The sequence below is a fragment of the Bacillus sp. JNUCC-22 genome, from assembly GCF_018861275.1.
GTDB classification, from domain to species: domain Bacteria; phylum Bacillota; class Bacilli; order Bacillales; family Bacillaceae; genus Bacillus; species Bacillus velezensis.
This window is the reverse complement of the sequence record NZ_CP076408.1, coordinates 1,214,589-1,233,942: the sequence shown is the minus strand read 5'-3', so window position 1 is coordinate 1,233,942 and position 19,354 is coordinate 1,214,589. Positions and strand designations below refer to the sequence as shown.

General features: G+C 46.3%; 29 protein-coding genes. 5 read left to right on the top strand and 24 right to left on the bottom strand.

The window, feature by feature from the left end; all coding sequences use genetic code 11:
* Positions 1–21 precede the first annotated feature (21 nt).
* The 20 genes from JNUCC22_RS06425 to JNUCC22_RS06330 all read right to left on the bottom strand — a co-directional run bounded on the left by JNUCC22_RS06425 (position 22) and on the right by JNUCC22_RS06330 (position 12,867).
* Positions 22–468 carry a phage tail assembly chaperone gene (locus JNUCC22_RS06425; protein ID WP_216062217.1) on the bottom strand — a complete coding sequence of 149 codons (447 nt, stop codon included), beginning with the start codon at positions 466–468 and terminating at the stop codon, positions 22–24.
* Positions 469–536: 68 nt separating this feature from the next.
* Entirely contained in the window at positions 537–980 is a 444-nt protein-coding gene (locus tag JNUCC22_RS06420) for a phage tail tube protein (RefSeq protein ID WP_003154837.1), read from the bottom strand.
* A gap of 1 nt (position 981) precedes the next feature.
* Positions 982–2,379 carry a phage tail sheath family protein gene (locus JNUCC22_RS06415; protein WP_039062945.1) on the bottom strand — a complete coding sequence of 466 codons (1,398 nt, stop codon included), beginning with the start codon at positions 2,377–2,379 and terminating at the stop codon, positions 982–984.
* A complete protein-coding gene (locus JNUCC22_RS06410; RefSeq protein ID WP_007407269.1) occupies positions 2,379–2,588 on the bottom strand; it encodes a YqzN/YkzM domain-containing protein in 210 nt (69 codons plus the stop codon). Before JNUCC22_RS06410 ends, JNUCC22_RS06415 begins: the two co-directional genes overlap by 1 nt.
* A complete protein-coding gene (locus JNUCC22_RS06405) occupies positions 2,585–3,031 on the bottom strand; it encodes a hypothetical protein (RefSeq protein ID WP_007407270.1) in 447 nt (148 codons plus the stop codon). Before JNUCC22_RS06405 ends, JNUCC22_RS06410 begins: the two co-directional genes overlap by 4 nt.
* The gene (locus JNUCC22_RS06400; RefSeq protein WP_020955685.1) at positions 3,028–3,531 is read right to left on the bottom strand and encodes an HK97 gp10 family phage protein; all 504 of its coding nucleotides are present in this window, start codon (positions 3,529–3,531) and stop codon (positions 3,028–3,030) included. The genes JNUCC22_RS06405 and JNUCC22_RS06400 overlap by 4 nt, the downstream gene beginning before the upstream one ends.
* On the bottom strand, positions 3,528–3,884 hold the full coding sequence (locus JNUCC22_RS06395) for a DUF3599 family protein (RefSeq protein WP_020955684.1): 357 nt from the start codon (positions 3,882–3,884) through the stop codon (positions 3,528–3,530). The genes JNUCC22_RS06400 and JNUCC22_RS06395 overlap by 4 nt, the downstream gene beginning before the upstream one ends.
* Positions 3,881–4,264, bottom strand: coding sequence for a protein YqbG (locus tag JNUCC22_RS06390; RefSeq protein ID WP_015239680.1), 384 nt, complete (start codon positions 4,262–4,264; stop codon positions 3,881–3,883). Before JNUCC22_RS06390 ends, JNUCC22_RS06395 begins: the two co-directional genes overlap by 4 nt.
* 16 nt (positions 4,265–4,280) lie before the next feature.
* Positions 4,281–5,216 carry a phage major capsid protein gene (locus JNUCC22_RS06385; protein WP_007407274.1) on the bottom strand — a complete coding sequence of 312 codons (936 nt, stop codon included), beginning with the start codon at positions 5,214–5,216 and terminating at the stop codon, positions 4,281–4,283.
* Between the two features lie 26 nt (positions 5,217–5,242).
* Positions 5,243–6,088: an XkdF-like putative serine protease domain-containing protein gene (locus JNUCC22_RS06380; RefSeq protein WP_015239679.1), complete on the bottom strand. Its 846-nt coding sequence runs from the start codon at positions 6,086–6,088 to the stop codon at positions 5,243–5,245.
* A gap of 19 nt (positions 6,089–6,107) precedes the next feature.
* Positions 6,108–7,499 carry a phage portal protein gene (locus tag JNUCC22_RS06375; protein ID WP_108725297.1) on the bottom strand — a complete coding sequence of 464 codons (1,392 nt, stop codon included), beginning with the start codon at positions 7,497–7,499 and terminating at the stop codon, positions 6,108–6,110.
* A 48-nt stretch (positions 7,500–7,547) separates the two neighbouring features.
* Entirely contained in the window at positions 7,548–8,846 is a 1,299-nt protein-coding gene (locus JNUCC22_RS06370) for a PBSX family phage terminase large subunit (protein WP_032866117.1), read from the bottom strand.
* Positions 8,843–9,640, bottom strand: coding sequence for a terminase small subunit (locus JNUCC22_RS06365; RefSeq protein ID WP_025284604.1), 798 nt, complete (start codon positions 9,638–9,640; stop codon positions 8,843–8,845). The genes JNUCC22_RS06370 and JNUCC22_RS06365 overlap by 4 nt, the downstream gene beginning before the upstream one ends.
* 112 nt (positions 9,641–9,752) lie before the next feature.
* Positions 9,753–10,265 (bottom strand): sigma-70 family RNA polymerase sigma factor, encoded by a 513-nt coding sequence (locus tag JNUCC22_RS06360; RefSeq protein ID WP_012117362.1) that lies wholly within the window; start codon positions 10,263–10,265, stop codon positions 9,753–9,755.
* Positions 10,266–10,371: 106 nt separating this feature from the next.
* The gene (locus tag JNUCC22_RS06355; RefSeq protein WP_007407280.1) at positions 10,372–10,575 is read right to left on the bottom strand and encodes an XtrA/YqaO family protein; all 204 of its coding nucleotides are present in this window, start codon (positions 10,573–10,575) and stop codon (positions 10,372–10,374) included.
* Positions 10,565–10,906, bottom strand: a complete 342-nt coding sequence (locus tag JNUCC22_RS06350) for a hypothetical protein (RefSeq protein ID WP_015239676.1) — start codon at positions 10,904–10,906, stop codon at positions 10,565–10,567. Before JNUCC22_RS06350 ends, JNUCC22_RS06355 begins: the two co-directional genes overlap by 11 nt.
* Positions 10,907–11,003: 97 nt before the next feature.
* On the bottom strand, positions 11,004–11,171 hold the full coding sequence (locus JNUCC22_RS06345; RefSeq protein ID WP_003154863.1) for a hypothetical protein: 168 nt from the start codon (positions 11,169–11,171) through the stop codon (positions 11,004–11,006).
* Positions 11,171–11,971, bottom strand: coding sequence for an ATP-binding protein (locus tag JNUCC22_RS06340; RefSeq protein ID WP_014417520.1), 801 nt, complete (start codon positions 11,969–11,971; stop codon positions 11,171–11,173). The genes JNUCC22_RS06345 and JNUCC22_RS06340 overlap by 1 nt, the downstream gene beginning before the upstream one ends.
* On the bottom strand, positions 11,871–12,698 hold the full coding sequence (locus JNUCC22_RS06335) for a hypothetical protein (RefSeq protein WP_025284603.1): 828 nt from the start codon (positions 12,696–12,698) through the stop codon (positions 11,871–11,873). Before JNUCC22_RS06335 ends, JNUCC22_RS06340 begins: the two co-directional genes overlap by 101 nt.
* Positions 12,688–12,867, bottom strand: a complete 180-nt coding sequence (locus JNUCC22_RS06330; RefSeq protein ID WP_007407285.1) for a hypothetical protein — start codon at positions 12,865–12,867, stop codon at positions 12,688–12,690. Before JNUCC22_RS06330 ends, JNUCC22_RS06335 begins: the two co-directional genes overlap by 11 nt.
* A gap of 190 nt (positions 12,868–13,057) precedes the next feature.
* On the opposite strand from JNUCC22_RS06330, the gene xre reads away from it, so the two are divergent.
* The gene (gene xre / locus JNUCC22_RS06325; RefSeq protein ID WP_003154871.1) at positions 13,058–13,396 is read left to right on the top strand and encodes an HTH-type transcriptional regulator Xre; all 339 of its coding nucleotides are present in this window, start codon (positions 13,058–13,060) and stop codon (positions 13,394–13,396) included.
* A gap of 148 nt (positions 13,397–13,544) precedes the next feature.
* Positions 13,545–14,135: an ImmA/IrrE family metallo-endopeptidase gene (locus JNUCC22_RS06320; RefSeq protein WP_007610775.1), complete on the top strand. Its 591-nt coding sequence runs from the start codon at positions 13,545–13,547 to the stop codon at positions 14,133–14,135.
* 138 nt (positions 14,136–14,273) lie between these two features.
* On the opposite strand, the gene JNUCC22_RS06315 is transcribed toward JNUCC22_RS06320, so the two are convergent.
* The gene (locus JNUCC22_RS06315) at positions 14,274–14,879 is read right to left on the bottom strand and encodes a poly-gamma-glutamate hydrolase family protein (protein ID WP_015239671.1); all 606 of its coding nucleotides are present in this window, start codon (positions 14,877–14,879) and stop codon (positions 14,274–14,276) included.
* A gap of 111 nt (positions 14,880–14,990) precedes the next feature.
* On the opposite strand from JNUCC22_RS06315, the gene JNUCC22_RS06310 reads away from it, so the two are divergent.
* Complete coding sequence (locus JNUCC22_RS06310; protein WP_007610770.1) at positions 14,991–15,368, top strand: PH domain-containing protein; 378 nt, start codon at positions 14,991–14,993, stop codon at positions 15,366–15,368.
* Between the two features lie 37 nt (positions 15,369–15,405).
* Here the strand turns inward: JNUCC22_RS06310 and JNUCC22_RS06305 are convergent, their stop codons facing one another.
* The 3 genes from JNUCC22_RS06305 to JNUCC22_RS06295 form a co-directional block, all read right to left on the bottom strand.
* Positions 15,406–16,359 carry an N-acetylmuramoyl-L-alanine amidase gene (locus JNUCC22_RS06305; RefSeq protein WP_015417280.1) on the bottom strand — a complete coding sequence of 318 codons (954 nt, stop codon included), beginning with the start codon at positions 16,357–16,359 and terminating at the stop codon, positions 15,406–15,408.
* 142 nt (positions 16,360–16,501) lie between these two features.
* Positions 16,502–16,636, bottom strand: a complete 135-nt coding sequence (locus JNUCC22_RS06300; protein ID WP_003154881.1) for a PhrA family phosphatase inhibitor — start codon at positions 16,634–16,636, stop codon at positions 16,502–16,504.
* Positions 16,626–17,762, bottom strand: a complete 1,137-nt coding sequence (locus JNUCC22_RS06295; protein WP_087920760.1) for a Rap family tetratricopeptide repeat protein — start codon at positions 17,760–17,762, stop codon at positions 16,626–16,628. Before JNUCC22_RS06295 ends, JNUCC22_RS06300 begins: the two co-directional genes overlap by 11 nt.
* 205 nt (positions 17,763–17,967) lie before the next feature.
* Between JNUCC22_RS06295 and JNUCC22_RS06290 the strand changes: the two genes are divergently transcribed.
* Together JNUCC22_RS06290 and JNUCC22_RS06285 are read left to right on the top strand one after the other, a co-directional pair.
* Positions 17,968–18,435 (top strand): DinB family protein, encoded by a 468-nt coding sequence (locus JNUCC22_RS06290; protein ID WP_025284602.1) that lies wholly within the window; start codon positions 17,968–17,970, stop codon positions 18,433–18,435.
* A 144-nt stretch (positions 18,436–18,579) separates the two neighbouring features.
* Positions 18,580–19,344 carry a sulfite exporter TauE/SafE family protein gene (locus JNUCC22_RS06285; protein ID WP_020955677.1) on the top strand — a complete coding sequence of 255 codons (765 nt, stop codon included), beginning with the start codon at positions 18,580–18,582 and terminating at the stop codon, positions 19,342–19,344.
* Positions 19,345–19,354 lie beyond the last annotated feature (10 nt).

The window sequence follows — 19,354 nt, the reverse complement described above, 5'->3', positions numbered from 1 at the left end:
CTTCTTTATTACCATCCTTAATTAGTTTTTTGCTTCTTCTTCCAGATCTTCAAGATCATCTTCAAAACCATTGATCTCAATCGCTTTATTCAGCCAATTTGCATACTCACCGCCGACAGAGAGTACACGTTTAGCCACCTCAACCGGGTCTGCTGTTTTATACGCTTCACGCAGTTCCTTAGAACGAAAATCAGGATAAATTGTGGATTCAATAGCGATTCGTGCATAGAAACGCTGAGAGTCTAAATCTTTAATTCGGCCTCTGCCTTTCACATTTTTAAAAGTCGTATTTTCTTTCTCCAGCTCATCAATCCGTTCAGTTGTAATAGGCTTTAATATAAATGGAATGACATTCCCTTTTTTATCTACAAAACGTTTTGAAATTGCAACTTTTATTTCTTCAGCTTCTATTGTTTGTCCAGGCATAAAAAATGAAAGATCATATACATTTTGTTGTTTTTCACTCATACAGCATGCTCCTTTTATTTAAAAAAACCATCGCTGTTGCGATGGTTTTAATACTTTTTCATTTTTTCTTAAAACGTTTCAGAAAGCTTTTCCGGCACATCGAAATCTTCAAAGGTAAACGGCACTTCTTCTTCGAGTGCTTCTGAGTCTACGTCCAGGCCGGCGATTTTTGCAGAATCAAAGTTGACGTCATACAGAGTGACGCGTTCTGTTCCGCGGCCCGATGATTTGTCATCAAGAACGGCTTGCAGCGTAAAATACGGGTCGCTGCCTTTTTTGACGTAATCCATCATAAGGACTGCGAATTTGGATGTGACCTTATAGAATGTTGCCGTGCCCGTTCCGTTGGCGCCTGTTGTTTTATGTCCCGTCATGCGGCGGCCCATGATGTTTACTTCTGATTTGTTTTTTTCCACGTTTGCTTCAAACGTTTTAATATGCGCCATCTCTTCTCCGTCGAGAAATAAACGGCCTTCTTTTCCTGAAATCGTGTTTTGCGCTTTTAATGCCATCTTAGTTTACCTCCACGTTAAAGTAGAATTTTTCTGCCGCATCCACAGGCTGTACGGCGAGATCGATTAAAAAGCCGTCGCGGTCTTCATTCAGCCCGATTGTAATGTCTGTATCTGAGTCAAAATTTGCGATGCCGCCCGCATCCTGAAGCGTAGTCAAATATTGAATGATCATCGTTTTGACGAATTGAAGGCCGTCATTTGTCGCAGGAAGATCGCTGCCCGTGCCTTTTTTCGATTTAATTAAGGCTTTCAGTTCTCTTGTCAAATCGTTATTCACCGCATCAAGCACACGGACGATTTTGTTTTTCGCGAACTTTTTGTTTTTCTCTGCCGTAAATGTCACCAATGAGTTGATATCTTTTTCAACGCTGACTGACTTATCACGGGCATCATAAGAGAAAAGGAATTCACCTTTGGAAAGACGTCCGATCACTTCATCATGAGTCAGGCGGTGCAGCACATCGACGGCGCCTTCGTATTCAACGAATGTTAAGGATTGATTAAATGCGGCGCTGGCACTTGCGCCTGCCACCCAGGCGGTCGCATCTTCAGCTTTAATCTCGGTTCCGTCTTCCAGCAGCACACCTTCAGTAACATTGATAATGCCTTCATAATCCCCGCTGTAATGGGCGGTCACCCCTTGCACTTTCTGTCCCTGCGCATCGCGAAGGCGTTTAATGAATGCGGCAAATGTCGCTTTCAGCTGATCGTTTTCCGCGACAGGAAGAGCGATGACATCGAAATTCTCCGTTTCAGCAGCAGCTAAAAAATCCGTATAGTCTGAGTTGACCGGTGCTTTATCAGTTCCGCCCGCGAGACGGATGCCTGCCTGCGGGTTTAACGTTTCCCCGGATTCTTCCTCAGTGCCTGTCAGCGGGATGGAAGCCGACAGTTCGCCCGTTCCCGTGAATGTGACATAGCCGTTTGCTTTTAATTCTTCGGCTTTTTTCACCGTTTGTTTGTCAACTTCCGCTTCATCCATGTAAGTGGTCACATCGAAAGCGGTCTGATCAAGGACGTTTTCACTGATGCGGATGATGATGTCATTTCCTTTTGAACCGCCGTACAAAGCGGTTGCTTTAACACCTTGTGAAAGATCGGCGCTCGCTCTGATTCCCTCTGTCAGACGGTACATCAAAACGGTTTTTGCTTTCTTTTTCGCCTCACGAAGCAGAATCAGTGACGGATCTTCAATACTGAGCCCCACTTTTTTATTCAAATCTTCAATGCTTGAAATGGAAACGAATGTTTTCGCTTCCCCCCACCCGGATGCGACGGGAAGGGCGACAATCCCGCGTTCACCGATCGATACCCGCTCCTGGGCGGTTGTTTTAAAGTTAAAATAGATCCCGGCACGTTCTTTTTCTTTTCCTTGCGTAAATGTTCCGCCGTTCATTATTGCATGACCTCCTTGGTTAAAAATGCTTCAATGTAAGACTTAGCTTGCGCTTTTGTCATTTGTTTTTGCTTCACGCCGAATAAAGCACCCTGGAGAATCTCGGGTTTTACGCCGAAAAGCTCCTTCGCGTGCTTTGTTAAATCCGCCGTGTCATAAAGAACCGCTCGTTCCGCCGCTGCGGCGTTTTTCTTTTTATATTGTTTCACTTTTCTTTCACCCCGCTGTTAATGTCCACATCCCGCAGTGCGGGAGATGTTTGTTTCTGATAGTAGTAGCGGCTCGTCCAGCGGATTGTGATCACTGCCTCGCCTTTGTCTCCGACTCTTGTTTCGATACGGCTGATGCGGACGAAATCACCGGTATCCTCCCCTGATTCCGTAAGCAGCGGAATCAGCTGTCTTGATTCTCTCACCGCATCGGCGATCCGGTCGGCTGCATAGAGCGCCTGCACCGAGTCGGCATGGAACAGCTTCACATTCAGACTGTATGTCTTCTTAAAGGTGGAGACTGTGTCATTCTCGTCAAAAACATACGGGGGCGGAATGTATAGTGACGGCACCTGAAATTGTTCAGGCAGTTCATTTTCATATACGGGCACGCCGCACTGCTGATACAAAAAAGCGGCGATTGAACCGGTTTCGCGATTCATCCGATATCTCCCCCCAACGTGTTAAGCCACTGATTGAAACGCTTGTCCAGCGATTCGGCGAAGAGTGTTTCATACAAAAGAAGGGCTTTGTCCCAAAACCCATTCCCGCTGATCCACTGTTTTTTGAGCGCCATTCCCGTTGAAGCTGACGGATCATAGATGAACCGGGAGCCTTGAAAATATCCGGGCACCCATCTGACATTTTCATCTGAGACGGTCCAATGTCCGTCATTTATGAATGAGGCATACTCTACATTGGTGCCGATTTCAAGGGTCAGTCCCCCGTTTTCAATGATCCATACATGATCCTGCGCTCCTTTTCGGAAAGAAGACAGCAGGTTTTCTGTATCAATTCCTCCCGAATGAATAAGCTCCTCCCGTACCATGTCGAGAAAATCCTCTCCTGACTGTTCCAGCCATTCGCCTGCCTGACGGGCAAATTCTCCGGATGATGCCTTTTGCAGCGACCGATTCCATTGTTCAAGGTTTTTTATGTTCATAGTCTGTCATCTCTCACAGCGATAACCTCCCAATGGTGCTGTCTTGCTTTCTTCGGCATTTCCAGAATATACGTCTGTCCTTCCCAAATGATTTTGTCATTGACACGCACAGCGGCCTCTTTCGGAAAATGAACGAGAAACCGCTGATATACCTTATGATCAGGCGCAAGCTGAATAAGCTGCTGCTGTTTTTCAACAAACAGACACGGCACGTCTTCAGCATCGGGCACTTCCGGATAAGAAAAGACAGGCTGGAGCTTTTCGGCGGGAATCCCGAAGCGTCCGGCCTTCGGAACTGACACCGTCTCATGATAAATATCGCATCTGTCAGTGAGCAGCCGTTCGTAGCTCATAAAGGTCTCACCTTTGCGATTGCAGAAACCGGGGAATAACCCGGCGTGATATATTCACAGAGCAGATGGTGCACCGCCGGTTTTCTGATTCCGCCTTCACCTGCCACCGTATACGAGTAGTCGCCTATCTTTTCAGATTGATAGGCGGAAGCGGCTGCTTCATTCTGGTTGATCAGCGCAAAATATTGAGAAAGCTTTAATAACGCAAGCTTAATCTTTTCGGGAAGCGGTGAGTAAATAGGGTCAGTGAACGAATGCCCCGCCATTCTGGCCGCTTCCGCCTCCGCCTCCAGAATGTCCTGTATTAGAAGCGGCTCCGGCCTGTTTTTGACTTGATCATAAACTGAATATGAAACAACGTCAGACGGCTGAATTAACATAACTGCCACCCCCGTCTTATTCTTTAACGTTTACGATTTTGGCGCTTGCATCTTCTTCTTCAAATTTGCTGTCAAGTTTAGCCGTCAGTACGATAATAAATTTGCGGCTGCGAATATCTTTATCTACTTCGATTCGGATATTCCGTGAAAAACCGAGAATGATATTTTTTGGGTGAGTCAAAATGATGTCAGACGCATCGTATTGGGAGTCACCTTCTCCGACCGAGTACGGCTGCAGATTGGACACTCCTTTGACCGGAACGCCGAATGCTGAAGACAAACCGCCCTGCACCGCAAGATCCCCCAGATTGGTCTGACGGTCAGCCACACGGTCTTTCCATTCAATCTCCATGCCTTGAGATGTGTAAAATCTGAATTCCTGAGGCAAGCGCAAATATTTAGCCGGAATGGCTTTTAAGCCTTTTTTAAATGTGGCTCTGGACAGCTCTTCCCCGTTTCCGTCAATGACGTGAGATACAGTCTGCTTACGGATTCCGTCAAGCTGTGCCAAGTACGGATCAGAAGAAGATGTATCGCCGTTTACGACAAGCTCCTCAATATCGACTGCCGCCCGCTCCGCCAAAATCTGCATGATCGTCTGCTGCAGGCCGTCTTTTTCAATATTATTTTCAAGCGTGTCATAGGTGATATTAATTTCCGCAATGACTTCTTTCGTATTCAGCTGCACCGTACTTGTTGCCGGGACGGTCAGCTGATCGTCAGTTAAGGCTTTTCCTTCCTCAGCGGCACGCAGAATACGCTGTCCGAAACCGATTTTTTCAAATTTCTGCGAGTCATTTTCCATTTGAATCACACGCGATTCGCTGAAAATGGTCGGCGTGTTCTGCACCATGCGGATAAATGCTGAAGCTTGTGCGGGGTTCATTAAACCGCCGCTTTTTAAAGCGGAAAGTGACATTTCCGCCTTTCTGATGATATCTTGATTTCTCACTCTACAGTTCCTCCTTCTGACTGGGCTTAAAGCAGTCCGCTCCAAATGGATTTTTTAACAGGCTCTTGGCCGCCCGTCTCTTCTTCCGGCTGCTTTGATGCGCCTCTTACTTTTTCAAGCGCTTCAATGCGTTTAATAATCGGCGCGAGCATGTCCTCAACAAGCGTTTTCAGCTTTTCTTCATCAGACGGCGCAGCCGCCCCGTCTTTGTCTTCCGTGTTTTGGTCCAAGCTGTCAAGCCGCTTTAAAAGCGGGTGCAGCGCGTGCTCAATCGATTCTCTAACGTCTTCTTTTCTCATCTTGTTCAAGTCCTCTCCTTTGCGGTTTCTTGATTTGCGGTCACGGTCGAGAAATTGCTTGACCGCGCCGAATAAGCCGGCTTGCTTTTCTGCCGGCTTTTCGTAAACGTCAGCGGTTCCCGCCATGCTGTAGCCCGTAATGATACCGGCTTTAATCTGATCCCATACTTCATCGGAAGCTTTGGTGACAAGCACCCAAGATCCTTTCCGGATCACAGCATTCCCGATTTCAAAGTCATCCGGGGCGACGTACGACTCCACCACCTCGCCGGTCCCGCCTTCAAAATTATGATTTGTATCGATGTTGCGGGCGTCCGCCAAAAAACCGTGAGCGGCCTTTTCAATCTCTTCAGCCGTCATATAATCGCCATGGGCATCCGGGACATCCGGCTCGTAAACGATGCCGTAAACAAGCTTCTGCTCATCCGATTCGCTTTTTGTAAACACCTGCACCTTTTTTTCAAATGACGGAAGGCCTCCGGCTGATTTTGTAAAAAAGAATTCCGTTTGGTTCGCCGCCTTATCGACATAGCTCACAAAACTGATGACGGCATTTCTCAATTCTCTCGGCACGAGATGTTTTCACCCCCTTTCAGGATTGCTCCTTTTTCCCTTTCAGCACCGGCCGGCTGTAGTACTCTTCAGGCCACTCCTCAAGCGTCTTGCCGAGCACTCTTCCGGCCAGATCACGGAGGTCATTAGGAGAGACCGCGCCGGCGGAAATAAATGGTGTAAGCACCTTCGCAATTTCAAGCGGATCGCGAAAATCAGGCCCTTTTAATGTAAGCTGTACATCGTGGAGACCCAGTTCAGGCAAAAATAACGTGTTGAGCTTATTAATCAGCGTTTTCCGCTCCGGCTGAAACACCTGCTCCTCCGTTATTTTCCGTGCCGTATCGGCGGTGGCTTTGTTGTATTCCTGCGCCTCGCCCGTATAAAGCGGCGGGAGACGGAAAGCGGAGCGGAGTTTATTTCTGCTTTTGTCGTCATATTCAAGAAACAGCGCATCATCCTGCAGAATTTCCGCAAGTGATTTAATTTCCACAGACACGGGCGTAATGTCTTCGCCTCCGTGAAGGTCTTTTTCCTTCGCAATGCCTTCCGCCTCAATCAGCAGAAATTTGTGGGCATTTTCCACCCCTTCCAGGTCATTCATATAATCCTGGAGTTCTTTGTACGATGCTTCTGACAGCATGCCGTTTTCAACCGTAATGGCGGCCGGCACGTGACGGCCCTGCTTGAAATACATAAAATTCAGTTCTTCCGCTTTCCGGGCGCCGTATAGATTGACGATATTGCCGACCCAGCGCGGAATTCCGTAAGTGCCGCTGCCGATTTTTAAGTGAATGGCTTCATTTGCCCGGTATTCTTCAGACAGGGTCTTTACGTATTCGCCGGTTCTCATGTCCATCATGCGGGGGTCGCCGTATTCCTTAAAAAACACTTTCCTACCGTTCAGCATCTGAACATATTTACGAAACCGTTTTTGCCTTTTAATCGTTTTGGATGCGCCGTTTTCTTCATAAGAAAATATAACTTCAACGGGATCAGTCACACCGCACACGCGCATATGTTTCACATCCAGATATTCAATCCCCGCTGGTTTTCCCGCCCCGTCCCGAAGCACTTCGAGAAAACCGTTGCCCGTTTTTTCACGGTCTTCTATCGCATATCCGAGGATCGTCTCGGCCGATTCATCAAAATGAAGACATTTGTAAAAGCTCTCCAGCTTCATCCAGTTTTTTTCGGCCCGGGCCTTTTTTGACGGGGAGCAATCTGGGCTATTTACATCAAAGGTATATTCCACATCAAACCCAAAACCCGTAATATTGACCCGATACGCGTCAATGCACTGCTGAAGAATCGTCGAGTATTCGGCGATTGTTTTCAGTTCAATGAGATTATAGGGCGGTGAAATGATGTCTTCGCCGTACAGATCGGCAAATTGATCTTCGTTCATCTGCCTTGCCTGCGGCGCGGCCATTTTTGATTTAAAGACGGTGGCTCTAACGTTTTGATAGTTCGGCAACGCCTACCTCCTCCTTTCCCGATTCGGACGTCTTCGTTTTTGTGATGCATCTTTCAGATCCGCCGCGTCATAGTCATCCAGCGCATACCAAATGGCTGAAAGTGTGTGGGGATCAATTGAAAACTCATCTTCCGACAGAGCGCCGTTTTTGTTTTTTGCGTACGTTAAGTTCTGTAATTCGCGGATCGTATGTTGACAGCTGTCTGAGCAATAGATGTGTTTGAACCGTTTCAGTTTTTTTGTATACTGAAGTCTTGAGCCCGGAAACTTTTTGGCCGCAACCATGCAAAAGCCCTGCCTGCGAAAATATTGGATGCTTTTCGGCTCAGCCGAATCCGCTTTGATCAGCTCTTTTTGATCCGCCAATTCCTGAAGCTCCTCAGCTGTCTGATCATCGGTCATTTTGTTTTTGTAATACTCCCAGAAAATATAAAGCTCTTTTTGATCCGGATCGACGGCAAGCCGGATGACCGCATTGTATGACTCTTCAAAACCGAAATCCATGCCGGTCCGAAACAGGGGGCGCCTGATGGAAGCAATCCGCTCCGTTACTTCGTTGTGCTCCATGACCTGAAACTGCGGAAACACGCGGATGCCGTTGACGCCGAACTGTCCTTTGCGGGCGATCCGGTATAAATCGGGATCGTAATGCCGTAAACTGTCCAGCTGCTTTATATAGCTTTTCGGCAAAAACAGATTATCGCACGCTGTGGAGTGGTGGTAATACGTATCTCCCTTAACGACGGTGCCTTTTTCATACAGCGTCTGATCATCCAATACGAAGCGTTTTTTTTGCTCATCACGAAAAAAATGCCGGTACGTCCAATTGGAGGTGCCGACGGGATTTGTGGTGCATATCATATGAAGCGAAAGCTCGGGATGGCGCAGACGCCCGATCAGCTCCTTAAAGCCTTCATACTTCACTTCAGAGCATTCTTCAATCCAAATCAGTGAAATATGATGAATGGATTTCAATTTGGCCGGGTTGTCCATCCCTTTAAACATAATCCGGCTTCCGTTTGAAAATCTCAGCTGCATCGGTGAAGACACGGCCTTTACGGCATGTCCCAGCTCAAGCTCCCCGATAATATCTTCAAACAAGGCAAAAGTAGAATCTCTGTGCGTATCGAAAACTTCCCGCACGACAAGCGCCGTCCGCTTTTCACGAAGCAGCTTCAGGATGATTTTCAGCGCGGTATGATAGCTTTTTGACGAGCCGTAGCCTCCGACGAGAAATTGGTACGTTTCATTCCAATTGAACAAATAATCTTCAAAGCGCGGGTTGACCGCTTTTTCAATCATGACCGTTCCTCTTTCCGCGTAATGACAATGTCAATCGGCTTTTGGCTGTCTTCTGTTTTTTCCATCTTCTGCTGTGCCAGCTTTAATTTTTCATTTTCGATTTTTTGTTTAAATTGATCGGGGAAAAGGTCAAAGTACAAGGACAGCTTTTCAAGAGCCTTCATCTTGTCGGCAAGCTTTATTGCAATGCCCTCTTTTCCGAGTTTTGCTTCTGTGACGATGGTTCCGTCCAGAAGGTGCGAATCTTTAACGTCAACGTAGCTGATTTCCTGCATAATCGGCTTATCATTTTCGTCAAAGAGCGGCCCTGATTTTCCGAAGGCCTGAACCTCTTTTTTTCCGAAGGTTACATAATCGGTAATGTCGGCGAAAGCGATTTTCACATAGACTTGAAGAACGTCCATTGCTTCGACAAACACTTTATTGACCATTTCCTTTTTCATGCGGCTGATTTCTTTGGCGACTTTTTCGTTTTTTAACAGCCTGCTTCCCGTCACATGCGCGCTTTCCGGTGAATACCCGGCTTTTATCGCAGATTGGGTGGCGTTAAAGCTTTTCACATAATAAAGACAAAACAGCCGCTGGCGTTCGTTTAACTCATCACCTTCGCCCGGGGTGTTTTTTCCGCCGCTTTCCGCGTTCTTATGAAGCGCCTCGTCCCAGCGCCCTTCTTTTTTCCATCTGCCGATCGTTCTTGCGGATACGCCTGATTTGCCGGCAAGGGCGCGATTTGTGATGCGGCCTTTATGAGACTGATAGATTGTAAATGCCTGTTTTCTTTTTGCGTTTTTCATGCTACGGCATCACCGCCACCTCCGACATGATTGTCTATAATAAAAAGCGGCTTCTAATCGGGCCGCTTTTTGTGATCGTCTGTTCACTTCTAGGTGGCAAACGTATGACAACTTATGAAGCAGGCGATTGATTTCTTTGTTCCTGCTGTTTTTGAATTTTCAGAAGCGCCCGTTTGACCGTCGTCTGTACGGTTGATTTCTTTACGTTCAGCAAGGCGGCGATCCGTTCATATGAAAAGCATTCCGCTTTGTGGAGCAGCAGCATTTCTTTTTCTCTATCCGTTAAAACGGCTAATGCGTCCCGCAGTCTGATTCTGTCTTCTTCAGTCACATTTGCGGACGGTTCAAACATCAGCGCCTGCGAATAGGTTTCTATGATTCTCGGATCTTTAATCAGCATTCTCTGATAAGCGTCTCTTCGGTCTATCGCTCTTCTTATGCCGGGCTGCCGGCCTTTTTCAAGCCATTCGATGACATATTCCACATCTGTAATGATCGTTCTGATGATTTTTTTATCTTTCAGTTCTTCTGAAGTAAGCACCGTTTCATCGGCTTCCTCCAGCTGCTTGTACCACTTTTTCGTCTCTTTCAGCGTGCGTTTATATTCAAATAGTAAGTCTTCCATGCAGATCCTCCTCTTTTTCGGAACAAAAAAAGGACACCAACCAATGCGCAGCATGTACGCGATTGATCAGTGTCCGCAGGCTTTCCGTCTTGGACGTATTCTGTTTTTAATTCAATTTAAAGCCGATTTCATATTCGACCCGGGCCAGATCTCCTTTTCTCGTTTCGACAAGCGTTTTGCCGTGCTCCGGCGCTTCGGCGAGCCATGCTTCCTTCTTCAGTCCGTCTACAATGATGACCCGCACCTTGCCTTCTTCCAGCTGGCTTTGTAATGTTGTATGTTCAATGTCGGTCAGTTTTTTAGGATTCATGTTTTACGTCCTCCGTTTTTTTCAGGATGTTTACTTCATGTATGAGGCTTCCGAGCTCATTTATGAACGCTTCTTTTTCTTCAGAACTTTCTCCCCGGAGCAGGCGGAGAGCCGTTTCGGCCGCCTCAAAAAGTTCCGGGGCCTTTGCCATCAATGCCGCGTTGATCTGCTGAGAGTATGAACTTAAGTTGAAAACGGCCGCGATGAGCCTTCCGTTTGAATAAGGGAACTTCTCTTTATCCGCTTCGCTGTAAGCGGAATAAATGTAAATGGGTTTTTCTTCTCCGCTGTGTACGGCCCGCCATGGAGCGGGGCTGTGTTTTTCTTGCAATGGTTATCCTCACTTTCCATCAGCCTCATGCCATGCTTCAATTTGCTTTTCTATCCGTTTCGCCCTGAACAGCAGGCAAAAAAGCCATTTAATATATTTATACACGTGCATCAAGCCTCGCTTTTGCGTCTTGAACCATTCGCTCAAGACGTTTAATGACCGGCGTTAAATCAGTGCCTGTTTTGCAGTTCGGGCAAGGGTGAAAGACAGCGCCGAAACCCGTTTCCGTCACAATGACCTTCTTCGGCCCGCACAGCTTACACATTATCTCGCCCCCTCTAATCTGTGGTTTACGTCAAATGAATTGCCATTAATGATGACTAAATAATCGCTGCACATCTCATAAATTCTTGTGCCCAAGGCTTCATCAACCTGCACCAGTCCGTCACAGGCCAGCTCGCTCGAGATAAGAACCGGCTTATGATTTAAATAGCGGTAATTCACGACGGCGTACATTTGTTCAATCTGCCAATCGGTCGCCCGGGGTTTTCCGTTCAGCGGTTTGAACAGATCGTCAATAAAAAGCACATCCGCCTGTTTCATACGGCCAAGCTTTGCATCAAGCAGATCAAAATCATTTTTTAAATCCGTAAATCCCTCCACAAAAGGAAAATACAGCACGGGTGTCTGCTTCTGTCTCATGACATAATTGCTGAGAGCGGTCAAAAGATGGGTTTTTCCCGACCCCGGACGCCCTAAAAGGGCAATGCTGTTTTTCCGGCAGTTTTTAATCTTGTCGAAGTTTTCAACATATTCAAGGGCGCACTCATATGCGTCGACGACTGCCTGAGGCTTGCCCCGCGTGATAAATCCTTTGAAATCCAGCTTCCGAAAGGCGCCTGTAATCTCACTTGCGCTGAGGATGCGCTCTGCTTTTCGTTCGGCGGCGCAGCGGCACTTAACCCACACATCCATTCCCAGCTGGTTTTTGAGATAACCGCCCTGATCTTTACAGAGCGGACAGTCAAAGCGGCTTTCGTCTGATTCTTCCGGTCTGTCCGCCAGTAATGGACGTTTTCCGTTTTTCAGGTCGGCCAGTATCTGCTCGATCGTTCGTTTTGTCATGTATCGTATTCCTCTCTTTTTTTGTTGTGATTGTCCTTCCCGCAATTCGTGCATTCAAGCGGTCTTCCATATACTTGGCGCAATAGCTGAAAGCCTTGATCGTTTCAGCTGAAGATGTGCGCCGCTGTTCAAAAGCGGTAAAGCATTCGCCGAGCCATTTGATTGCTTCTTGTGCTGACGCACCGAGGGAAACAATACGGGCGATGGCCTGATAATCCCGGGGCGACGGGTATACGCTCCGCCCCTCCTGTGCAGACCTTAATCTGATAAAATGGGCGGCAATGTCGTTAATCGTTTCTTCAGCAGTATGATTTTTTGTTATATCTATTTCTCTCCGGACATTTTTGTCCCGGTGATCCGCCGATATTGTCCGGTCAGTTGCTTCCGGGCGGGTCAATGTCTTTTTCGGCGTGAATCTTTTCGAGTGCTTTACGGAGACGATGAGTCCGTAAGGGGCGCGGACGGTTTTGATATATTCATGCTGTTCCAAAACCTCAAGCCACCGTCTGACGGTTTTTTCGCTGACGGCAAATACATCGGCCATCTCTCTTGCTTTTACGGGCTTATGACCAAGGACGATCCCCCACTTTACACCGTCTTTTACGTGTTCCTTTGTCGTTGAGCTGATGAACCATAAAAACAGCCAAATGGCGGACCCTATTTTGTCATAATGTTCTGAATTCAATAATCCGGAATAGATGAAAAACGGGTAGCTTTTACGATTCATAAGGGACGTCTCCGTTTGTCTTCAGACCTATATAGCGTTCATACTGCAATCGGTTATCAAATCGGAATACCGGAAGTCCGCAAGCGGTAAAAGATATCGAACCGCCTGCTTTTCCTAAACATCTCTGGTCAGCCGGATTGCTGCTGAAACGGATGATTATCGGCTGCATCTCTCACCCTCCTGATCAATTTTTTATCGTATATTGATACATTTCGTATCCTTATGATGTTGATTATATACGATACATTTCGTATCATCAAGACCTTTTTGATACTTTTTTTATCATCTCTTTATTTTGATACATTTTGTATCTATAATCATAAGTAACTTAGGGTGTTGAAAAAAGAGAGGTCATTCGGATGATAGGCGGAAGATTAAAGAGTCTCAGAGGAAAGAAAACGCAGGAAGAAGTCGCAAATCATATCGGTGTCTCGCGCGCCAGATATTCTCATTATGAAAACGGCCGATCTGAACCCGATTACGACACGCTGCAAAAGCTTGCGGATTATTTCAAAGTGTCGACTGATTATTTGTTAACCGGAAAAGAACCTTCAGATGAAGACATGTTTGCCGATCCCGACCTGCAGATCGCATATCGGGACATGCAGGACTTTTCCCCGGAGAGCAAACAGCAGGCCATTGAATTCATTAATTATTTAAAAGAAAAAGAGAAAAACCGCAGGCCGAAACATAAATAATCCGCTCTTTTCCTTTAAACTGCTTAACGTTCAGCCGATATAAAAGCTGAATGTTTATTTTTAAAAGAAAAGGGAATTGATTCAAAGTCCGATCAGGGCTTTTCTTTCTCGCTTAAAAAAGAACATATGTTCGAAAGGGTGTATTCAATTGGGCGATTTTTTAACACATCTTGAGGAATACGTCAAAAACTTATATTGCCGCATGGGAATGACCGCCCCTCTCCATATTGATATGCAGATGATTGCCAAGGAGCTTGACATTTGGATTCATTTTGAAGATACGCACAGTATGATGCTGAAGCGGGACGGCATGTACAGCATCGTCCTGAATCAAAAAAAGTCACCCGAAGAGCAATGGCAGGATTTTGCGCACGAACTGTGCCATGTACTGAAGCATACCGGCAACCATTTTCATATGAACAAGCTGTTCAGGGAACTGCAGGAATTTCAGGCCAACCATTTTATGTACCACTTCTGTGTGCCGACCTTTATGCTGTTAAACATGGAGCTTCCCCAACGGAGAAGCCATGCCGTTATTTTAATCGCAGCCGCTTTCCGGGTGACGGCATCATTTGCGGAAAAAAGGCTGGAGCTGTTTGAACGGCGTAAAGCAGGTATTCAATTTCAGAAGCGGCTCGCTTGTCTGTTATCCGACAAGCGGCCGAATGTGTATTATGAAAGCGGACAGACACACTTGCATGCCGCTGAAGAAAAAACGCCGTATTTTATTGAAAATTAGCGATACTCCGCCGCCAGAGTGTCGGCATTTTAAATCGCAGGAAAGGTTTTTTGCATCATGACGCTGTTCCCACCGTGCTGCCCGCCACGCACTTCTTGCGCCGCATAGCTTCAATGAATGTAAGAACGGGCCCCCTGTTCATTTATCATAAAAACCGGCCTTCACGGCTTCTACATACCGAAAAAACAGATCGGTTGGCGTATATTTTTCTCCCCGGCAGCCAAAATTGCTGAACAGCGCGTGTCTCTGCGCCGTGCTCACTTCCAATTGCAACCCCATTTTCCTTTTTGTCCGATTGACAATGTTGCCGGGGTTTACACCTGCCAGCCGATCATTCTTCTCTGTCAGCTCGGCATCAAACCCCGCTTCACGCAGCAGATCACAAATCAGTCTTGCTTTTTCCAGATCCGCGCCCCCGACGAGTGTATTTGCCTTTTTCAGATCATGATACCCATGAAAAGCCAATCCGTAATGATGGGCGGTCACTTTTTCTAAAGCCAGGGGTTCGTCAAAGCGTGTGCTTGTCAAATGGAGAGAACGGTTATCGCACCGCTTCGTTCCTTCAAATAAATAAATTGAGCTTTGGTCAGAAAATGCCCGCACCAGCTCACTGACACCCGGCTCAATCCTGCCGCCGTGGGGAGCGAGGACGATACATTTACTTCCCTCTTTTTCTTCATAAATAATTCTGTATTCCGATTCAGCAGCAGATAGGGCTGCGAAATTATCATATCTATCTTTCATGTGTAACATGCTCTCCTTTTCCAGTCAGCACCAGTTTACTCTACTCACCTGGGAATGGAAACCTTTTTATAGTATGATTTGATAGAATACGTATCAGGGGGGGGATATATCATGGGGTTCATCAATGGATTGCTGGGCAATGCGTCGACAATATCGACGGCTGAAGCAAAAGCAGAACTGGCTCGTATTCTGCTGGAAGGTGAGAATGTCAACGCCGCATTTAAGCTTGTCCGAGATATCATTGTCTTTACGGATAAGCGTCTTATTCTTGTTGATAAACAGGGACTCACAGGGAAGAAAACGGAGATTCAATCCATTCCGTACAAGAGCATTTCCAGATTCAGCGTAGAAACTGCCGGCCGCTTTGACCTTGATTCAGAGCTGAAAATTTGGATTTCAGGCGCGGAGCTTCCCGCTGTCTCAAAGCAGTTTAAAAAAGATGAAAGCATTTATGATATTCAAAAGGCCCTTGCAGCAGTTTGTATGTAAGAAGAAACGGAAGCCCGGGGGGCTTCCGTTTTATTGATTACAGTTTTTCTTCAATTTTCGCCTTCGTTTTCGGGCCGTAAATTCCGTCTGCCGTTAATCCGCTGACGGATTGAAAACGTTTTACGGCATTTGCCGTTTTCGGACCGTAAACGCCGTCCGCCCCATGATTTTTTGCTCCTTTATCGGGATAAAAATAAAGAGCGGATAAAGCGTTTTGCACTTGTTTTACGTTTGTCCCTTTCGTCAGCGGTTTCGTCACTTTGATCACACCGGATGGAAGCGGATAGGAAGACACAGCCTGACTTTTTGAAGAAGAACCCGTCTGAGCGAGCTTGATCACTTGTCCGACTGTAATGTGATTCGGATCGGTGATATGGTTGATGCTTTGCAGCGATTTTACGCTGACACCGTGCGATGCGGCGATTTCCGATAAGGTGTCGCCTTTTTTCACATGGTATTCAGACGCGGAAGAAGCAATAGAGGCTTTTTTCGCCGGCATACTCCCGCTTAATTTTTTTTCAATCTTCGCCTTCACTTCATCCCAGCGGCCTTCAGACAAAATGCGGTGCGGGCAGTACTTTCCGTTCCAGTCCTGATGCTTTCTGATTCTGTCAATCCCCCAGCCCCGTTCTTTCAAAAGCTGCGCCGCGAACGCAATCGCCAGTTCTTCTGCGGCTCTGTACCGTTCGCCGCCTGACTTGCTGTAACAGATTTCTATAGCAATCGACTTTCGGTTTCCGGTACCGTTCGTGCCGTCTCCCGAATGCCAGGCATTCCGGTCCAACGGAATTCCCTGGATCACTTCTTTGTCATCAACCGCAAAATGATAGCTCGTTGATTCGCTGTTTCCCGTCATATAGCTGATTTCATTAGCGGCGGATGCGTCGTTTGCCGTGTTATGAATGGTAATATACTCCGGCGTCATCGGATTCGGACATTTTAACGCATATTTATCAGCCGATACGAGCCGTTTTTTCACTTCAATCCCCACTCTTCATCTCTCCTTATGCCTTTTTCATCAATAGGTGGCATTCGTAGGACAGATAACTTGAGCATATAGACCCTGCATTCGGATAAAAATGGAATGGATACGCATGCAAAAAATAAGACCCTTCCAAAGAAGGGTCTTTATGTTATGTTTGGTTGCGCGCGGCAATATGGAATGTGCCGTCCGCTTGATTTTCCAAATGGCTTTCATGGCCGATCACCTGTGTAAAGCTGAACCCGACAGCAACAAGCAGCAATCCTGACAACAGTTTAGATTTCATATAGACAATCTCCTCTCTGGATTTGTTTTTGGGCGTGCACCATTTTTTCATAAAACGTGAGCGCTTTTTCAGGCTGTCCGTGTTTCATGTAAAATTTGGCAGCATCATGCGCCAATTCTTCCACATACGGATACAGCATGTGTTCTTCCAGAAAATCAAACGTGTGCCTGACGGATGCGTTATCCATTTCCTTGCCGTATAACGCATGTAAAAATTGGAACAGATTCACAAACAATTCATCATTGTATTCGCGGGCGATACTGAGCCCGAGGCGGTATTGCTTCTCTGCTTCGGCTGTAGTGTTCTGTTTATAAAGAACCTGTGTTAATGAGTAAATAGAATGCGGAAGATTATCGAACTTTTCTGACCTGCAAATGGAAACGGATGTCTCAAAATATTCGGCTGCTTTAGAGAGGTCTCCCATTTTTTCGTAACAGTTTCCGAGATTATATAAGGCTGAACTGATAAGACGGGGATTGCCTTCTTGTTTTGCAAGATCTAAAGCAAGTTCTAAGTGGGGCAATGCTCTTTCTGGATACTGCATGTCATCATAATTCCCTGCAATAACGAATTCACATTGGATTCTGCGGACGTTGTACGTCTCATACGATTGGTACGTTTCAAGGGCTTGAACGGCATAACTCATGGAGACGTAGGTTTGTTTCAGGTTGTAAAATATCTCGGCCATTTTAAAAGCAAACTCAGCTTTCTCGATGTCATCAGAAACGAGTGCAAGGTTTTTTTCAGCCCGTTTGTAATACATCATGGCGTTTAGGAACATTTTCTGTTTAAATTCGTACATTCCTCGAAAAAAATTAAAGTAGTAATCAAGCAGTCCTGTCAGTTTATACTGGTTGCCTTCAATGTCTTCCAATAATTCTGAAAACTCAGGCTGAGAAGGGTCCTCTTTTAAGGGCTTGATGTAATCCAGCATGACACGGTGTCTGAATTCCATTAATGAATAATACAGCAGCAGATCCTGATCTTCTTCCATATCCTCGATCTCTCTCTCTACTTCACGTTTGACGCGCTCCGCCTCAAGGACGTGAAACTGCCGGATATGGGTATACCATTCATTAATTTTGAGCCCGACAAAAGAGGACGGAATAGTCTGCTTCATCCTCAATAAATCCCCCCTTTTGGAATGACCGAGATATGTCATATTTTATCATATTTGCTAGAAAAAGAAGAACGCAAAAAGACCGCAATTGTCGAATTTCGGATATCCGCAACGATTTATCTCCGTCACAAGCTTATTGCTTGTTTCTTCCGTGCCGTTGATATAGCATATCCTTGCAGCTTTTTATTCTGTATTAAATGGGGGTTTTCACATGACAGCACAAAATCAATTGGTCAGCCACTTTCTGTCACATCGAAACGTGACGATTGAGCTGGCGGAAAAAATCAGCCGCGAACATTACGATTACAAGCCGGCAGAGACATCAATGTCCGCTCAGGAACTTGTAAAACACATGGTTTATTCTTTTCTTATGTTTGCAAACGTCATTAACGACGGAAACGCATCAGCCATCCAGAACAAACCGAAAGAAGAAGCAGAAACAGACCTCGTCAAACTGGCTGAAACGTGTACTGAAAAAACGACAGACATCCTGTCACAGCTGACAGAAGAGCAGCTGAACCGCGAAATTGACCTGACCGCCTCTTTCGGCAGAAAAGTGACCGGCGCGGCTCTCCTTCAGCTTGCCATGGAGCATGAAATTCATCATAAAGGCAATCTTTTCGTGTATGTCAGAGAAATGGGCCACACGGAACTTCCGTTTTATCAGCAAAAATCATAATCCGGCCATCCGCCGGTCTGCGACATAACAGCAGGCTGGCGGATTTTTTGTTCTGTATAAAATTTTCCGAAAATTTAATTGATTACCGCCTCTTAATCATATATAATCTGATAAAAATAGTAGGATTATTCAGGAGGCACACAGATGACAGTAAGCATTGTGTTTATGGGTTTCTTTGTCGGAACGCTTGTCGGATTGACGGGTGTGGGAGGAGCAGCGCTTTTGACTCCTTTACTGATCGTTTTGGGGATCAACCCCTCAATCGCCGTCGGCACTGACCTTTTATATAACTCCATCACCAAACTGTTCGGTGTCGTTTCTCATTGGAAGCAGCGCACCGTTCAATTTAAACTTGTCGGTTACTTGGCGCTCGGAAGCATTCCCAGCGCAACAGCCGCCATCGGTGTTCTTCACTTGTTTCCCGCTTTTCACCAGCATCAGGAGCAGATTATCAAACAGGCGCTCGGCTACGTACTGACCCTTGTCGCCATTTCCATTATCGCCCGCCTTTTTTTCGATAAAAGACTGCGGCCGAACCGCTGGCAGCAAAAAACGCTTGAAGAAAAGCGGACACTCATGATACTGATCGGCGTCATTTTCGGCTTCATCGTCGGCCTGACATCTATTGGGTCCGGCTCATTATTTGCAATCGCCATGTTATACCTGTTCAGAATGAAAACGGCAGAAGTGGTGGGAACGGATATCGCACATGCCTTTCTGCTCGTAACTGCTGCCGGTCTGTTAAACGCAAGCTTCGGAAGCGTCGATTACCTGCTTGTATTGAATCTGTTGATCGGCTCTGTGCCGGGTGTGCTTCTCGGCAGCTTCTTTTCGCCGAAATTCTCACCGCGCCCCCTGCAGTTTGTGATGGCGGCGATTATTTTAATCAGCGGAATAAAACTAATATAAAAAAGGCGGT

Coding starts and splice junctions, on each gene's coding strand:
- JNUCC22_RS06415 (WP_039062945.1), bottom strand. CDS start 2,379: ATGAACGGCGGAACATTTACGCAAGGAAAAGAAAAAGAACGTGCCGGG.
- JNUCC22_RS06290 (WP_025284602.1), top strand. CDS start 17,968: ATGACAGCACAAAATCAATTGGTCAGCCACTTTCTGTCACATCGAAAC.
- JNUCC22_RS06300 (WP_003154881.1), bottom strand. CDS start 16,636: ATGAAATCTAAACTGTTGTCAGGATTGCTGCTTGTTGCTGTCGGGTTC.
- JNUCC22_RS06375 (WP_108725297.1), bottom strand. CDS start 7,499: ATGGCCGCGCCGCAGGCAAGGCAGATGAACGAAGATCAATTTGCCGAT.
- JNUCC22_RS06315 (WP_015239671.1), bottom strand. CDS start 14,879: ATGAAAGATAGATATGATAATTTCGCAGCCCTATCTGCTGCTGAATCG.
- JNUCC22_RS06335 (WP_025284603.1), bottom strand. CDS start 12,698: ATGAATCGTAAAAGCTACCCGTTTTTCATCTATTCCGGATTATTGAAT.
- JNUCC22_RS06355 (WP_007407280.1), bottom strand. CDS start 10,575: ATGAATCCTAAAAAACTGACCGACATTGAACATACAACATTACAAAGC.
- JNUCC22_RS06370 (WP_032866117.1), bottom strand. CDS start 8,846: ATGATTGAAAAAGCGGTCAACCCGCGCTTTGAAGATTATTTGTTCAAT.
- JNUCC22_RS06360 (WP_012117362.1), bottom strand. CDS start 10,265: ATGGAAGACTTACTATTTGAATATAAACGCACGCTGAAAGAGACGAAA.
- JNUCC22_RS06345 (WP_003154863.1), bottom strand. CDS start 11,171: ATGTGTAAGCTGTGCGGGCCGAAGAAGGTCATTGTGACGGAAACGGGT.
- JNUCC22_RS06330 (WP_007407285.1), bottom strand. CDS start 12,867: ATGCAGCCGATAATCATCCGTTTCAGCAGCAATCCGGCTGACCAGAGA.
- JNUCC22_RS06340 (WP_014417520.1), bottom strand. CDS start 11,971: ATGACAAAACGAACGATCGAGCAGATACTGGCCGACCTGAAAAACGGA.
- JNUCC22_RS06400 (WP_020955685.1), bottom strand. CDS start 3,531: ATGAACATAAAAAACCTTGAACAATGGAATCGGTCGCTGCAAAAGGCA.
- JNUCC22_RS06425 (WP_216062217.1), bottom strand. CDS start 468: ATGAGTGAAAAACAACAAAATGTATATGATCTTTCATTTTTTATGCCT.
- JNUCC22_RS06365 (WP_025284604.1), bottom strand. CDS start 9,640: ATGAAAAACGCAAAAAGAAAACAGGCATTTACAATCTATCAGTCTCAT.
- JNUCC22_RS06390 (WP_015239680.1), bottom strand. CDS start 4,264: ATGTTAATTCAGCCGTCTGACGTTGTTTCATATTCAGTTTATGATCAA.
- JNUCC22_RS06395 (WP_020955684.1), bottom strand. CDS start 3,884: ATGAGCTACGAACGGCTGCTCACTGACAGATGCGATATTTATCATGAG.
- JNUCC22_RS06285 (WP_020955677.1), top strand. CDS start 18,580: ATGACAGTAAGCATTGTGTTTATGGGTTTCTTTGTCGGAACGCTTGTC.
- JNUCC22_RS06420 (WP_003154837.1), bottom strand. CDS start 980: ATGGCATTAAAAGCGCAAAACACGATTTCAGGAAAAGAAGGCCGTTTA.
- JNUCC22_RS06310 (WP_007610770.1), top strand. CDS start 14,991: ATGGGGTTCATCAATGGATTGCTGGGCAATGCGTCGACAATATCGACG.
- JNUCC22_RS06405 (WP_007407270.1), bottom strand. CDS start 3,031: ATGAATCGCGAAACCGGTTCAATCGCCGCTTTTTTGTATCAGCAGTGC.
- xre (WP_003154871.1), top strand. CDS start 13,058: ATGATAGGCGGAAGATTAAAGAGTCTCAGAGGAAAGAAAACGCAGGAA.